The sequence below is a fragment of the Levilactobacillus sp. genome (genome assembly GCF_022646225.1).
In the GTDB taxonomy this organism is placed as follows: domain Bacteria; phylum Bacillota; class Bacilli; order Lactobacillales; family Lactobacillaceae; genus Levilactobacillus; species Levilactobacillus suantsaiihabitans.
Genome location: NZ_JALCJA010000001.1, coordinates 449,815 through 463,871, shown reverse-complemented (window position 1 = coordinate 463,871; position 14,057 = coordinate 449,815). Strand labels below are relative to the sequence as shown.

Below are 14,057 nucleotides of genomic sequence, written 5' to 3'. Positions count from 1 at the left end.
GAGACTAGCAGATGGCAACCGAATCACTCAATTTATTTGCGGATGAGACGAAGCAGGCCGATTACGTGGTCGGCACCGTCAGTGCGGTCTTTTTTGCCAGCAACGACAGCTTTTACAAGGTGATGCTGGTCAAGGTGTCCGAGACCAGCTTAGACTGGCACGAAGACGAAATCGTGGTGACCGGGAACTTCGCCGACATCAAGGACGACGTGACGTACCGGTTCACCGGCAAACGCGTGGAGCACCCCAAGTACGGTGTGCAATTTCAGGCGGATAATTACCAAAACGAGACGCCAACTACCCGTAGCGGCGTTGTGGCCTACCTCAGTGGCGAAGACTTTCCTGGCTTGGGCAAGAAGACGGCCGAAAAGATCGTGGACGCTTTAGGGACCAACGCGATTGAAAAAATCTTGAACGATTCGGCCGTGCTCCAACCGCTGGGCTTGTCGGCCAAGGTCTCCGCCACGCTGGTCAGTCAGCTTCAGACCAACAACGGCATGGAGCAGATCATCATCGGCCTTAACGGTTACGGCTTCGGCAGTACTCTGGCGGCGGCCATTTACAACCGGTATCAGGAAAAGACGCTCGACGTCATTCACGAAAATCCCTACCAATTGGCCGAGGACATCAACGGGGTCAGCTTTCGGCGGGCCGACCAGATTGCCACGCAACTGGGGTATGCGGCTGATAAGCCGGAACGCTTGCAGGCGGGGCTGTTACAAACGCTCAACGACCTGTCGGTGGCCAATGGGGACACCTATACCACGGCCAAACCGTTGCTGGCCAACGCCTTGAGCCTGTTGGAAAATGCCCGCAACGTGCGGCTCGACCCCAGCAAGTTGGCCGACCAACTGCTCGAATTAGCCAAGCAACAAAAAGTGGTCGGCGATGACCAGCGCATTTATTTGAAATCCCTCTATGACGCGGAATGGCAGGTCGCCGAACACCTCCAACGGCTCTTGAAGGGCGATGACACGCCGGCTGAGTTTACTGAAGACGCGATTCATAAGCAATTACGCATTGTCGAAAAACAAAACGACATCGTGTACGACGAGTCGCAAACCGCCGCGCTGACCGCCGCCATCCAGGCTAAGGTCATGTTACTGACGGGGGGTCCCGGGACCGGGAAGACCACCATCATTCGCGGCCTGGTCAACCTGTACGCACGATTGCACGAGGTCTCGTTAGACATCAACGAATACAAGGACAAACCATTCCCGATTCTGTTAGCAGCGCCGACGGGTCGGGCCGCCAAGCGCATGAGTGAGTCGACCGGCTTACCGGCCAGCACGATTCACCGGCTCTTGGGGTTGACGGGACGCGAGGCCGAACCCGATGAGGCGGCAACCAACGACTTAGAGGGTGGCCTGTTGATCATCGACGAGGTCTCCATGGTCGACGTGTATCTGATGAAGACGCTGTTGAAGGCCGTGCCGATTGGTATGCAGGTCATTTTAGTGGGCGATAAAGATCAGCTGCCTTCCGTGGGGCCGGGCCAGGTCTTTCACGACCTGTTGGCCAGCGACCAACTGCAGAAGATTCAGCTGGATACGATCTACCGGCAGGGGGATGGCTCGTCCATCATCCCACTGGCCCACGCCATCAAGGCGGGCCGGCTACCGGCGGACTTCACGCAAAACCAAAAGGACCGCTCGTTCATTGCCTGTCACGCCAATCAGGTGGAAAATGTCATCGACCAAATCGTGGGCAAGGCTCACGCCAAGGGCTTCAGCGCCAGTGATATTCAGGTGCTGGCGCCCATGTATCGCGGCTCGGCCGGCATTGACCGGTTGAACGTGGTGCTCCAAGACATTTTGAATCCGAAAAAATCCGAACGCCAAAAGGAAGTTATCTTCCGTAATCAAAAATTCCGCATTGGCGACAAGGTCTTGCACCTGGTCAACAGTCCGGAAAATAACGTGTTTAACGGCGATATCGGCGTCATCACCGGGATCGATTTGGCCAACGACAAGCACAGTAAGGCCAAGAGTGACCAATTGACGATTGCCTTTGAACAGACCGAGGTCACCTACGCCAAGAACGACTGGAACCGGCTGACGCTGGCCTACTGCATGTCGATCCACAAATCGCAGGGGTCCGAGTTCAAGATGGTCATCCTGCCGATGGTCGGTCAATACAACCGCATGCTCCAGCGAAACCTGCTGTACACGGCGGTGACCCGGGCGGCCGACATGTTGATTCTGATCGGTGAACCGCAAGCCTTTGAGGCCTGTGTCACCAATCTGTCCGTCAACCGGCACACCACGCTGACGACGCGCATCCAAACGGTCCTGGACCCGGATGGCGCGGCTGCGGCCCCCAAAAAGGCGAAGGCAACGCCAGAGGCTGATGATGGCGTAGCAACTGACGCATCGCCTGATGCAGCAGCGGCGACGACCCCCACGGCTACCGAAACACCAGCATCGAACACGCCTAAGGATTACCGCTTGACGCCAGAACTGGTGTTGAGCCGCCAAATCGACCCCATGATCGGCATGCAAGGCGTGTCGCCGCAACAGTTTATGCCAACGGCGTCGCAAGGTTAGTGTTGGTTGCCGTAACGATGGGATGCCAATACCTAAAATTGGTGAAACTAGGCGTCTGCGTCAGCCAGCGTGTCAACCCATATTTGGCGAACGGTAGGCGACCAGGTCGTGTTGTGAGGCTGTAGACGACTATTTTTGATACCGTGAGTTGCATGATCACAATAGTTCCAGCTGATTTTCGTCTTTCCACTTTCAACTTTTAGCGCTTAATCTAAAGACAATCAGAAAATCGCGGTGCCAACCGTTGCGTTTCCAAGAAAAGATTGCGATAATAAGAACAGAAAATAGATGAATTTTGTGGTGATCCCACAGGGAGGCTGTTATGGCAGAACACGTCGAAGCTGGTAGAATGAAAGTCTTTGCGTTGAATTCCAACCGTCCACTCGCAGAAAAGATTGCGAAGGCGGCCGGGGTGGAACTGGGCAAGGCGACAATCAAGCATTTTAGTGACGGTGAGATTCAGATCAGTATTGACGAAAGTATCCGGGGGGATGAATTGTTCCTGATTCAATCCGTTTCCGATCCCGTGAACACGAACCTGATGGAACTGTTGATCATGGTGGATGCCGCACGGCGGGCAAGCGCAGAAAAAATCAACGTGGTCGTCCCGTACTACGGTTACTCACGGGCCGACCGCAAAGCGCGGTCCCGCGAACCCATCACGGCCAAGTTGATTGCGTCGTTGATGCAAATGGACGGTGTCAACCGGGTCATTGCGTTGGACCTGCACGCGGCTCAGCTGCAAGGCTTCTTCGATATTCCGGTTGACCACCTGCAAAGTGACCGGTTATTGACCAGCTACTTTGAAGAAAACACCGGTCTGGCGGACGAAGACATCGTCGTGGTGGCACCTGATCATGCCGGTGTGAGTCGGGCCCGGCGGCTGGCTGAATTGTTGGGCGCACCGATTGCGATTATCGACAACCGTTCCGATACGGAAAATGCCGCTCATCCAGAAGCGGTGATTGGGGATGTGCAGGGCAAACACGCCATTTTGGTCGATGACATCATTGACACGGCCATCCGGATCACGGTGTCTGCCGATGCCTTGAAGAAGGCTGGTGCCGCCGACGTTTACGCGGCCGCCACACACGCCGTCTTGTCCGGTGACGCGACCCAACGCATCAACGAATCCGTGTTGAAGAAGGTCGTCATTACCGACTCGATTCAATTACCAGAGGACAAACAAAGCGATAAATTTGCCATCATGTCTGTCGGTGAGATGTTCGGTAAGGCCATCGATCTGATTTACCATGAAGAACCCGTCGACTCTTTGTTTACCAAGGTGCCCGGTCGGCAAAAGCAATAAATTAAAGTGATAGCGGCATCAGCGCCTCCCAAGGGATAGCGTTGATGCCGTTATTTTTGTGGGCTCAGATTGTGGCGGGTGCCAAAGAAATGGGCACCACGGGGCGTTGTTTCGCAAACTTATCAAACCGCGGGGGGAGCTGCGTTTCCGTGAAGAAAGGACTAGGATGTGGATACAAAATGTCGTCAGTCAACCAGTGGTCTTGGGTGAGGAGTCGGTAGGCTAGACGGCATCATGCGTTGGTTAAGCAAAAGAAGGTGATCGTCGTGTTGCATCAAAGTGATTTTAGAAACATCTTCATCGGGCGTTCTATCAGTAATGCTGGGGACAGCGTCTACGGAATTGCCTTGGGCTGGTACTTCATCCAGTTTAAAGCGGGGACGATTCTATTAGGCATCTTGGAGTTCGTGGTCTTACTGCCCAGTTTGTTTTCGGGCGGTACATTGATCGATACGCCAAAAAGACGATTTTAATCGTGTGTGAAATTGGTCAGGCACTGTGCGTTAGTGGTGTCGCCGTAGCCATGGTCATCTTTCGCCAAAATCCGGGGGTCATCCTCGGACTCTCGTTTCTGTCGGCGATGTTTGGGGTCAATTCTTACCCGACGCAAGATGCTCTCTTACCCCAAATTATTAGCCAAAAAGAATTGCCCCAAGCCGCGTCATACATGGCGTTTGCTTACAATGGGGTGAGTTATTTCTTTAACGCCCTGACCGGATTCATTCTGCACGTCTTTTCAGTCCTGTCGTTGGTCGTGACAGACGTTTTGACGTTCTTAGTGAGTGCCTGTTTCTTTGGCAGATTGAAACACAACCAGGCGGATACGACCACGGCTAAAACGGAAGTGAAGGCGGGCCGTACTGACTGGAGCACCGGTTTCAAAGTGATTCTGCGGCGACCATCCTTAGTAATTCTTACGGTTTTTACGGTCATCATGAACTTTCTCTTTGGCGGCCTCGATGTGTATCAGGTCCTCTTAGCGAAACGAATGGGTAGCCCCCAATATTTAGGCTTACTGGAGTCCTTTAGTGCGATTGGCATCTTGGTGGGGTCGACGGTCTTGGCGAACTGGTTAAGTCGCAAATTTGCGCTGGGCACTTTACTGGTCGCCAGTTCGATTGGGTTTGCCCTCCTCATGGCGCCCATTGTGCTGATTGCCAATCATTACATTTTCGTTGCTTACTATGGATTAGTGTTCGTTGCCTTAGGGGTGGAACAAACCGCCCAGGCACCAATCATGCAATCGATGCTGTCCAAGGATTTGTTGGGGAGAGTCATGGGCGCCTACTACACGTTCACGCTGTTTGCGATGGGACTAGGGGGCTTGTTGTTTGGCTTGATCGGCGGTAGCCTGTCGCCAAAAATCTTTCTCCTAATTTTCAGTGGCGCGATGTTGGTGACGGGGCTAGCGTTCGCGGCTAATTCAGAGTTGCGCAAGTATGCCATTCGTGAGGAGTAGGACCGCTTTGAGCGTCGGTTAACCAGTAACTGAAGGTTGAAAGACGGCAATCAGTTGGAACTACTGTGATCATGTGCCTCGTGACGTTCAAATTAGTCGTTTATAGTCTCACAATGCAACCTGGCCGCCTACCGTTCGCCAAATATGGGTTGGAACGCTGGGGCGGCCGAGCCAAAGGGCGGTCTCGACGCCTCGCTTTGAGCCGAGAAATACGTCGAAGTGGCCTCATAGTCGAAACGTGCGCCAACAGGCAACTGGTTCTGCTTAACACTGCTAGGCAAATAATCCAGGACCGGGATTATCCGCCTAGCACCGTTAATGCTTGCCAGTTAACCGCCTGTCGTCACACTCTTTTCAGCGGCTGAACCCATATTTGGCGAACTCTCGACTACGGTAGTGCAGGTTAATAACAGTCGTTTTAACCCCATGTGGTAGCTACATTGACGACTAGTCTTTCAATTAACACAGTGTTACTGATAGCCTCTACATTGCCGGAGGCAGCCAGGGTGGAGCCAGCTGTGTTGGCGGTGTAGGCTGAGGTTCTTTCTCAGCCTACAGCGCGGGACGACTTGAGAGACTGGCTGTTTTTGCCAGGCTTTCAAGCGAGCCGGAAGACCGTTCCTCAGGCTGGAGGCGTTCCCCAGAGCAGGCGGAACCCTGGCTGACGTAGACGTCTGGTTTTACCAATCTTAGGTGTCGAAACACCGTCGTTACAGCAATCAGCGTGTTAAATTTAGGTTCAACCTTCAGCAGTTCACCCAAAAAAGACGCGTCCGCCCAGCAGAATTACTGCCAAGTAGACGCGTCTTTAAACGTTAAATCATTTTCATGTGAATGGATTTCCGGTCGTAGTCTAAGTACCGTTCCAGCTGGTTTTGTCCCGCCGTTAGGACCACGCAGCACAGCCAATACAGAATGGCAATCGTGATGTAGATGGTCATGTAGTCCTGGTTGGCGCCGGCAACGATCTTGGCGTCCATGAACATTTCGGTCACCGTGATCATAGCGGCTAGCGACGTGCCCTTGAACATGTCGAGCAAGATGTTGCCTAGCGCCGGAATGCTGATGCGGAAGGCTTGCGGAATGATGATGAGCCGCATGACCTTGCGATAGGGCAGGCCAATCGAGTAGGCCGCTTCGTATTGCCCGTGGTCGATCCCTAAAAATGAGGACCGGAAGACCTCGGACACAAAGGCCGCTGCCCCGATGGTAAACGAGATGATGGCCGCCGGAATCGCCGTGAGGCCAAAGCCAAAGTAGACGATGAACAAGACGACCAGCATCGGCACGCCCCGCATGAAGGAGATGTAGGCCCGCGCCAGCCAGTGGAGCACCCGAATGTGGCTGAGTTGCGCCAGCGTGAGAAACATCCCCAAGATGGTCGCCAGGATAAAGGCCATGACGGTCAGGTAGATGGTCATCGGCAGGCCCGCTAAAATCTGGGGAATAGACGACCACGCCAGTTTGGCATTAAAGAAGCCCGGAATCGAGAAATACTTGAGCACAGTGGCGCCACCTGACTTTCTATTGGCCCGTGTACTTGGACTTGATCGTAAAGTTCTTGGCAATCTTGACGTTTGGCTTCTTCGTCACGTCAGCGCCGTAGTACTTTTCGGACAATTTCTTGATGGTGCCGTCCTTCAATAACTTCTTGATTTCCTTGTTGATCTCGGCCTTGAGCTTGGTGTTGCTCTTCTTCATCAGGATGCCGACACCTTGGCCGTCATCGCTGGTGGTGAAGTACATGTTCTTGACCAGATGTAAGCCGTTGTTTGGGATGGCCTTCAGTGCCAATTTTTGCAGGTAGTAGTCGTTCATGATGAAATCGGTCTTACCATTTTTAACATCCTTGAGGTAAACATCGTTGGAGACGTTATCGTAGTTGACCAATTTAGCCCCTAATTGTTGGGCGAGCCGTTGATAACCGGTCCCGGCTTCCCCAGCGGACTTCTTGCCCTCGATGTCGGCCCAGTTGTGGATACCGGAATCGTCGCTGTTGCGGACCATGATACTGTTAAATGAGTGTTTGTAGACCGTGGATAACGCGTACTTATCCTTGCGAGCCGGGGACAGCCCAAAGTCATTGGCCGCCATGTCAGCCTTACCGGAGTTGACCGCGGTCAATTGGCCGTCGACACTGAGTTCCTTGAATTCGACCTTCTTGTGTAAGCCCTTAGCGACCGCGCGGACGACTTCCACGTCAAACCCGGTCAGCTTACTGTTCTTGGAAGCGTGAAACGACGTGGGATACAGCGTCCCGGACGTCGCCACGATCAAGGTCTTCTTGTTTGCGACCTTGGTATTCGTTGACTCTGATGAGGACTTCCCGCAACCAACGAGACCGACGCCCATCACTAAGCTTAACCCTAAACCTAAAACCAACCATTTTTTCGTCTTATTCATCAATTTTCATTCCTTTCGATTTGTGACCTAAGACTTTTTAAGTATAACTATTTGGAAACGCTTTTACAACCAGTACGTGGTAGAATGAAAGTATTAACTTACCAATAATTAGTGGTTTACCGGTCACGGTCGACCGTGAAAATTTTTCAACAACTTGGTGAGTGAAGGAAAAGGTTGGCTGCGGCGTGGTGGTCGTGGCTAGGTGATAGAATTATAGGAGGCGGTTGTATTGGCAATTACGGATTGGATTGGGACCCCGGCATTGACCTGGGCGAAGCGCGTGCGGTCAGGCGAAGTCACCAGCCAAGAATTGGTTGAACGGGCCCTGGCGGAAATCGACCGGCAAAACCCGGCATTAAACGCGGTCATCACCACGCGGCGCGAAAAGGCGCTAAAAGAAGCGGCGGCACTCGAGGATCACGGGCAGCCATTTTTGGGCGTGCCCTTACTCCTGAAAGGCTTGGGTCAACAGCTCAAGGGAGAGTCGAGCACCAGCGGGTCGCGGTTACTCAAGGCCAACGTGGCTACGCAGACCAGTTTCTTCGTGGAAGCCCTGCAACGAGCGGGGTTCATTGTGATCGGGCAGACCAACTTTCCGGAATTTGGGTTCAAAAATATCACGGACGCCCAAATCTACGGCGACGCGCACAACCCGTGGAACACCGACTATCAACCCGGGGGGTCCTCCGGTGGGGCCGGCGCGGCCGTGGCTGCCGGGATGGTGCCACTAGCGGCCGGCAGTGACGGGGGCGGTTCGATTCGGATCCCGTCATCGTGGTCGGGGACCATTGGCTTGAAGCCGACCCGGGGCCGGGTTCCCGTGGGCCCTGGCGATTGGCGGTCCTGGGAAGGGGCGGCCATCGACTTTGGGCTGACCCGTTCCATGGCCGACACGGCGGCCTTATTGGATAGCTTACAAACGATCCAACCCGCCGCGGTCTTCCAGCAATCTTTAGAGCGGCCCGGCTTCTTGGCGCAACTCGACCAGCCGGTCCAACCCGGGGTCATTGGCTACACCACCGAGTCCCCGGTGGGCACGCCGGTCAGTCCGGACGCCGTGCAAGCGGTCGAAGCGGCAGTGACCTTCTTGAGCGACCAGGGCTTTGACGTGGAAGAGGTTAAGAACCCCATTGACGGTGTGGCCTTAATGGAAAGTTACTACACCATGAATGCTGGGGAGACGGCCGCCTTCATGGGCCAAATGCAAGCTGGGATCGGCCGATCACTGACTGCCGACGACATGGAACTGTTGACCTGGGCGTTGTACCAAACGGGACTGAACACGACGGCCGCGGAATACAGTTTGGCATTGGGGCAATGGGACCAAGCCGCTTGGCAAATGGCACAATTGCACGCCAAGTATCCGGTCATTTTGACGCCCACGACGGCCTGGGCCGCCCCGAAAGTCGGTGACACGCTGGTCTCTGCGGACAACGCCGCCAAGATGGCCGACATCACCAGCTTGAAACCCGCCGCGCAAAAACAGTTGATCTATGACCAATGGCTGCCGGCTTTGACCCGGTCGCCGTTTACCCAACAGGCCAACTTGACCGGGGAACCGGCACTGAGCTTGCCAACGGCGGTGACGACGGATGGATTGCCATTGGGGATCCAGTTTAATGCCGGTAAGGGACAAGAGGCGGTCCTCTTGAAGCTTGGGGCTTTATTTGAACGCGCAGGTAAGTTAAAATTGTTACATCAGACTATTTTAGATGAATGAGGAGCGAACGTTTTGAAGGGAAAACAGATTGGATTATTACTAGGGGCAGCGTTACTGGTTGCTGGGGGCTTGGCCGCTTGCGGAAAGTCGTCGTCCAGGACGTCTAAGTCGGGGCTGGCGGCCGATCAGTCGGTCAAGCTCGCGGCGAAGGCGGAGGTCACCACGCTGGATGTCTCGAAGGCATCGGATTCCAGCAGCCTGACCATGCTGTACCACACGCAAGAAGGGTTGTATCGGCTGGGTAAGAATGAAAAGCTGATCAACGCCTTGGCAACCAAGACCACGGTGTCCAAGGATGGGAAGCAGTACACCTTTAAACTGCGGTCCGACAACCATTGGAACGACGGCAAGCCGGTGACGGCGCAGGACTTCGTTTACTCCTGGCAACGGACGGTCAATCCCAAGACGGCTTCTGAGTACGCCTACCTGATGGCCGGCATCAAGAATTACAACGCCGTGCAAAATGGCAAGGTGGCTCCGAGTCAACTGGGGGTCAAGGCCGTGAACAAGCACACGCTACAGGTCACGTTGAGCAAGCCAGTCGCTTACTTTAAGCTACTGCTGGCCTTCCCGACCTTCTTCCCGCAGGAACAAAAGGTGGTTGAAAAGTACGGCAGTGACTACGGCCACTCGAGTCAACAGACCGCTTACGATGGGCCATTTACCATGACCAAGTGGCAAGGGACCAGTCAAAGCTGGACATTGAAGAAGAACACCAAGTTCTGGGACAAGAAGGGCATCACTTTAAAGCAGATGCATTTCCAAGTGGTCGCCGATCCATCGACGGGCTTGAGCCTCTTCCAGAAGAAGGAATTGGACGCCACGACGTTAGACGGTACGCAGGTTGCCAACCTGAAGAACAATAAGGAAATGAAGACCTTCGTGGGTGGGAGCACCTACTACATGCAGATGAACCAAAAGAAGGTCAAGGCACTGCGGAACTTGAAGGTCCGGCAAGCCTTGTCCATGGCCATCGACAAGCAACAGTTGGCCAAGAGCGTCCTGCGCGATGGTTCCAAGGCACCGCTGGGCTTCGTGTCCCAAAACCTGTCACGTAATCCCAAGACAAACGCCGACTTTGCCAAGGACGCCTACGTCAAGTCCGGGGTCACCTATGATCTGAAGCAGGCCAAGTCCTTGATGAAGGCCGGCCTCAAGGCCACGGGGACCAAGTCGTTGAACCTGACGCTGATGGCCGATGATACCAGCGTGACCAAGACCGTGGCCCAGTACATTCAAGCCGAATTACAGAAGCTGCCGAATGTGAAGGTTTCCATCAACACGTTGCCTTACAAGACGCGGTTGAGTCGGTCCAACACCGGGAACTTCGAGCTGGTCTTGACCAACTGGGGGGCGGACTTCGCGGATCCGATCAACTTCTTGTCCTTGATGAGCACCGGCAACACCAATAACAACGGTGACTTCTCGGATGCCAAGTACGACAGCTACGTAAAGGCGTCTGAAAATCAAGATGCCAACAACCCTACGGCGCGCTACCAAGACCTGGTCAATGCTGAAAAGCGCTTGATGTCGCAACAAGGCGTCATCCCACTGTACCAACCAGCCACGGTGGAAATGTGGAACGACAAGGTGTCGGGCTACGTTTGGAACCCAGCGGGGATGAGTCGCGGGTATCAATGGATGAAGGTCGAAAAGTAAAGTTTTCAGTTAAATTTACGCAAAGTCGTTGTCACAGCGACGACTTTTCTATGAAAGTAGTTGGCGATTGCCAGCTGCTTTTTTATTTTTCCGAAAAAGCTGGGAAACGGACGCGGAAAACGAAATCGTAATTGAAATTAATTATGAAACATGTTATACCTAGATTAGGCGTTATGAAAGCGAATACATAACCGTGAGAATTAATCGGAGTTGGAGGCTGACACTATGCAATTTGATGAATTACTGACAGAACAACGTAACCACCGGTCCACGCACATCGACCGGGAATCGACCTTGGAAATGGTGGCGACGATCAACCGGGAAGATCACCGGGTGGCGCGCGCTGTCCAGAAGCAATTACCCCAGATTGCCGCGGCAATCGATGCGGCTTATCCGCTGTTTGATCAAGGCGGGCGGCTGATCTATGTTGGCGCCGGGACGTCTGGTCGTTTGGGCGTCATTGATGCCACGGAACTTCAGCCGACCTATGGGCTGAGTGGCGAGCAAACCTTTGGCCTGATTGCCGGGGGCGAGGCCGCCTTGACCCACACGGTGAAGGCTGCCGAAGACTCCGTCGAAATGGCCCAGGCCGACATGGCGGGCGTCGAGTTGACGGACAAGGATATCGTCATCGCCAGTGCGGCGTCGGGCCAGACCGCCTACACGCTGGCCGCGCTCCGCTTTGCGCAGGACCACGGCGCCGTGGGCATCGGTTTTTCGTGTATCGAGAGCAGTCCCTTGGCCGAACTAGCGGACTATCCGATCACGCCGGTCGTGGGGCCCGAGATCATTACCGGGGCCACGCTGTTGAAGGCGGGGACCGCCGAGAAGATGGTCTTGAATATGTTGTCGACCGGCATCATGATCAAGACGGGGAAGGTCTATCAAAACCTGATGATCAACGTGGTCCCGACCAACGACAAGACGTTCGAACGGGCCAAGAAGATCATCGCCGAAGCCACCCAAACGTCCACGCTGGCCGCAGAACGGGCACTGGAACGTTCCGACAACAACGTGCCATTAGCCATCGTGTTGATTGAGACCAAGGGCACGATTGCGGAGGCCAAGTCCCTGCTGGCCGCCACCAACGGCCACGTCTCACAAGCCGTTAAGTTGAGCGATACTAAGGTGAAGTAGGCTAAAAACGAGGTTGCCCTTGCTGGTCAAAATTGGCGTTCCCGGGAGCCTGCGTCAGCCAGGGTTCCGCCTGCTCTGGGGAACGCCTCCAGCCTGAGAAGCGGTCTTCCGGCTCGCTTGAAAGCCTGGCAAAACCGGCCAGTCTCTCAAGTCGTCCCACGCTGTAGGCTGAGACACAACCTCAGCCAACACCGTCGACACAGCTGGCTCCACCCTGGCTGCCTCCGGCAAGTTAGTGTTTATCAGCCACACTATATTAATTAAAGTCTAGTTGTCACTGTAGCTACAATCTGGGGTTAAGGTAACTGTTAAGCAAAACCAGTTGCCTGTTGGGGCACGTTTCGGCCACGAGGCCACTTTGAGACGTGGTCTGCGGCTCAAAGCGAAGTGTCAAGGCGTCCTTTGGCTCGCCCCGGCCGCAGTGTGCCAACCCATATTTGGCGAACGGTAGGCGGCCAAGTCATATGATGACGCTGTAAACGACTGCTTTTGACGCTATGAGTCGCATGCTAACGATAGTTCCAGCTGATTTCTGTCGTTCAAACTTCAGATTTTAAATAACGAGTGCCATTAACATTGCTGTGACGGTGTTGATGGCATTTTTGGTATGGTCAATAGTTATTGGCCGGCGCAAAACGGCCGGGAACCCATGTCTGCTTTAGCACATTTGGTTAGACAAATCCCGAACGATTCTGGCGAAATCTACACAAGAAACTTGACTGGTCCACACCAATTCTCTATACTTTAATTTAGGTATAAGTGGAAAGGAATGTGGCAGAATGTATCTTGCAGATGAACACCGTTACGAAAAAATGCCCATCAGACGGGCGGGAAACACGGGTTTCCAACTGCCCGCTATCTCTTTTGGGATGTGGCATAGCTTTGGGGAAAACGCCAATTACGGCGATACCCGTGACATTATCCTGAAGGCGTTTGACGCTGGTATTTTTAGTTTTGACTTGGCGGCGAACTACGGCCCTGGGTCATATGCGGCCGAGAGTCTCTTTGGTGAGGTGTTTAAGCGCGAACTGAAGCCTTACCGCGACGAATTGGTCATCAGCAGTAAAGCCGGGTTCCACATGTGGCCAGGACCTTACGGACAAATGAGCTCCCGCAAGGCGCTGACTGCTTCACTGGACCGCTCTTTGCAAGCCTTAGGACTGGACTACGTGGACATTTACTACAGCCACCGGTTCGACCCAGAAACGTCTCCTGAAGAAACGGCCGTGGCCTTAAACGACCTGGTCCGGGCCGGGAAGACGTTGTACGTTGGGATTTCCAACTACACCAAGCCACAAGCAGAAGCCATGATCAAGATCTTTAAGGAACTGCACACGCCGTTTGTGGTTGACCAAGTGTCTTACAACATGTTGAACCAGACCGCCAATGACGATGGGTTATTTGACATGCTGGCGCAAAATAACGCCGGGGCGATTGCTTACGGGCCGCTGTCTGAAGGTTTATTAACGGATAAATACTTAGACGGGATTCCCGCCGACGTGGACATCCACTGGTCCAACGAGTTTATCTTGGACGATGGTCGAGACAAGATGACCAAGAAGTTGCAAGCCCTGAACAAGATTGCCCAAAGTCGGGGGCAGAAGTTGTCTCACATGGCCTTGGCTTGGCTCTTGCACAACCCGGTCATTACCAGTGTCATCACCGGTGCGTCCAAGGCCAGCCACTTGGCAGAAAATGTCAAAGCCGTGCAAAACCTGGAATTTGATCCAGAAGAATTGGCCGCAATTGATAAGATTTTAAAGGCTTAATTGGCCCAAAAATGAGAGGTACCAGGCGTTCGTTGCGAATGTCTGATGCCTCTTT

Annotated in this window: 10 protein-coding genes; 8 read left to right on the top strand and 2 right to left on the bottom strand. The window is 53.9% G+C overall.

Annotated elements, in window-relative coordinates:
- Positions 1-11: 11 nt before the first annotated feature.
- The 4 genes from recD2 to LKH74_RS02185 all read left to right on the top strand — a co-directional run bounded on the left by recD2 (position 12) and on the right by LKH74_RS02185 (position 5,314).
- Positions 12-2,546, top strand: coding sequence for an SF1B family DNA helicase RecD2 (gene recD2 / locus LKH74_RS02200; protein WP_287707785.1), 2,535 nt, complete (start codon positions 12-14; stop codon positions 2,544-2,546).
- A 322-nt stretch (positions 2,547-2,868) separates the two neighbouring features.
- Positions 2,869-3,855: a ribose-phosphate diphosphokinase gene (locus tag LKH74_RS02195; protein WP_135368447.1), complete on the top strand. Its 987-nt coding sequence runs from the start codon at positions 2,869-2,871 to the stop codon at positions 3,853-3,855.
- 266 nt (positions 3,856-4,121) lie between these two features.
- Positions 4,122-4,328: a hypothetical protein gene (locus LKH74_RS02190; protein ID WP_287707786.1), complete on the top strand. Its 207-nt coding sequence runs from the start codon at positions 4,122-4,124 to the stop codon at positions 4,326-4,328.
- Positions 4,244-5,314, top strand: a complete 1,071-nt coding sequence (locus tag LKH74_RS02185; protein WP_353845636.1) for an MFS transporter — start codon at positions 4,244-4,246, stop codon at positions 5,312-5,314. Before LKH74_RS02190 ends, LKH74_RS02185 begins: the two co-directional genes overlap by 85 nt.
- Positions 5,315-6,129: 815 nt before the next feature.
- Here LKH74_RS02185 and LKH74_RS02180 read toward each other — a convergent pair.
- Together LKH74_RS02180 and LKH74_RS02175 are read right to left on the bottom strand one after the other, a co-directional pair.
- Positions 6,130-6,819 (bottom strand): amino acid ABC transporter permease, encoded by a 690-nt coding sequence (locus LKH74_RS02180; protein WP_287707787.1) that lies wholly within the window; start codon positions 6,817-6,819, stop codon positions 6,130-6,132.
- A gap of 19 nt (positions 6,820-6,838) precedes the next feature.
- The gene (locus tag LKH74_RS02175) at positions 6,839-7,717 is read right to left on the bottom strand and encodes a transporter substrate-binding domain-containing protein (RefSeq protein WP_287707788.1); all 879 of its coding nucleotides are present in this window, start codon (positions 7,715-7,717) and stop codon (positions 6,839-6,841) included.
- Positions 7,718-7,946: 229 nt separating this feature from the next.
- Between LKH74_RS02175 and LKH74_RS02170 the strand changes: the two genes are divergently transcribed.
- From LKH74_RS02170 to LKH74_RS02155, 4 genes are all read left to right on the top strand, one after another.
- Positions 7,947-9,437 (top strand): amidase, encoded by a 1,491-nt coding sequence (locus tag LKH74_RS02170; protein ID WP_287707789.1) that lies wholly within the window; start codon positions 7,947-7,949, stop codon positions 9,435-9,437.
- A 12-nt stretch (positions 9,438-9,449) separates the two neighbouring features.
- Positions 9,450-11,096: a peptide ABC transporter substrate-binding protein gene (locus LKH74_RS02165; RefSeq protein WP_135368690.1), complete on the top strand. Its 1,647-nt coding sequence runs from the start codon at positions 9,450-9,452 to the stop codon at positions 11,094-11,096.
- Between the two features lie 225 nt (positions 11,097-11,321).
- Positions 11,322-12,233 carry an N-acetylmuramic acid 6-phosphate etherase gene (gene murQ / locus LKH74_RS02160; protein ID WP_287707790.1) on the top strand — a complete coding sequence of 304 codons (912 nt, stop codon included), beginning with the start codon at positions 11,322-11,324 and terminating at the stop codon, positions 12,231-12,233.
- Between the two features lie 779 nt (positions 12,234-13,012).
- Positions 13,013-14,002: an aldo/keto reductase gene (locus LKH74_RS02155; protein WP_135368688.1), complete on the top strand. Its 990-nt coding sequence runs from the start codon at positions 13,013-13,015 to the stop codon at positions 14,000-14,002.
- Positions 14,003-14,057 lie beyond the last annotated feature (55 nt).

Excerpts from the sequence above, each read along its gene's own strand:
- recD2 (WP_287707785.1), top strand. The coding sequence starts at position 12 with ATGGCAACCGAATCACTCAATTTATTTGCGGATGAGACGAAGCAGGCC.
- LKH74_RS02195 (WP_135368447.1), top strand. The coding sequence starts at position 2,869 with ATGGCAGAACACGTCGAAGCTGGTAGAATGAAAGTCTTTGCGTTGAAT.
- LKH74_RS02175 (WP_287707788.1), bottom strand. The coding sequence starts at position 7,717 with ATGAATAAGACGAAAAAATGGTTGGTTTTAGGTTTAGGGTTAAGCTTA.
- murQ (WP_287707790.1), top strand. The coding sequence starts at position 11,322 with ATGCAATTTGATGAATTACTGACAGAACAACGTAACCACCGGTCCACG.
- LKH74_RS02155 (WP_135368688.1), top strand. The coding sequence starts at position 13,013 with ATGTATCTTGCAGATGAACACCGTTACGAAAAAATGCCCATCAGACGG.